General features: G+C 61.2%; 1 protein-coding gene. It reads left to right on the forward strand.

Annotation, left to right across the window (positions count from 1 at the left end; all coding sequences use genetic code 11):
- On the forward strand, nucleotides 1–1355 hold a 1355-nt coding region (locus H6B51_RS17055), incomplete at both ends, for a recombinase family protein (RefSeq protein WP_204884786.1).

The raw sequence follows: 1355 nt of genomic DNA on the forward strand, positions 1-1355 counted from the left end.
GCGGCCTATGCCCGCCAGTCCCTGCTGAAAAAGGACAGCCTTTCCATCAGCGGCCAGCTGGACCTGTGCCGCAAGGCGGCGGGCGGGGAGGTGAAGGTCTACCAGGACGCGGGATATTCCGGAAAAAACACCAATCGCCCGGATTTTATCCGCCTGCTGAAGGACATCGAGAGCAACAAGATCGGAACGCTTTACGTATACCGTCTGGACCGCTTTTCCCGCTCGGTGGCCGACTTCGGCCGGCTGTGGGAAATCCTCCAGGAGTATGAGGTGGAGTTTGTCTCCGTCAGCGAAAACTTTGACACCACCACCCCCATGGGGCGGGCCATGCTCCACATCATTATGGTCTTTGCCCAGCTGGAGCGGGAGACCATTTCCGAGCGTGTGACCGACAATTACTACAGGCGGATCTCGTTGGGGGCCTGGCCGGGCGGTCCGGCCCCCTACGGCTTTCAGCTCGGACGAGCAGAGACCGACGACGGGCGAAAAATCCCCTGCCTGGTTGCCGCCGATACGGCAGAGGTAGTCCGGCGTATTTTTCAGGGGTATGACCAGGAAGAAATGTCGCTGGGCAAGCTGGCAAAGCAGCTCAATCAGGAAAAGATCCCCGCCCCCCGGCGGGAGACCTGGGACAATGTGACCCTGTCGCGGCTGCTGCACAATCCCGCCTACGTCATGGCGGACGAACAGGTTCGGCTTTACTTTTTGGGCAAGGGGGTCAATGTGGTTTCTCCGCCCCAGGCCTTTGACGGAGTGCACGGGATCTCACTGGTGGGCAAGCGCAAAGCCTCCGACCGAAAATATACTGACATCAAGGACCATACCGCCTCCGTAATGAACCACACGGGGCTGATCCCTGCGGATCTGTGGCTCCGGTGCCAGTCCAAGCTGGACCGTAACCGGCAGCTGGGCAACAGCGGAAAAGGGACCTATACCTGGCTGACCGGGCTTTTGAAGTGCGCCAAATGCGGCTATAGCCTGAAGGTGATCGCCGACCAGGAGCACCGATGGCTGGCCTGCAGCGGGCGGTATAACGTGTCCAAGTGCGATGCCAGTATCCATGTCAAGCTGTCGGAGTTGGAGGAGACCGCCTCCAATGAGATTATTCGCATGATGGCGGAGTGTCCAAACGAGGCGCCGGAAATCGTGGAACGGGACGTCTACGCCGGCCAGCTGGAGGAGCTGGACCGCCGGGCGGATCGGCTCGTCGACGCCTTTTCAGAGAGCGAGGACATTCCTCCCGCCTATCTGCGCCGGTCTCTGGCCCGGCTGGAACAGGAGCGGCAGCGGCTGCTGGAGGCCCAGCGCCGCGAAAAAAAGCGGGTGGTCGTCCCGGTCACCCTGGACTTCCCCGC

Source organism: Pseudoflavonifractor phocaeensis (assembly GCF_016901955.1).
In the GTDB taxonomy this organism is placed as follows: Bacteria; Bacillota; Clostridia; order Oscillospirales; family Oscillospiraceae; genus Flavonifractor; species Flavonifractor phocaeensis_A.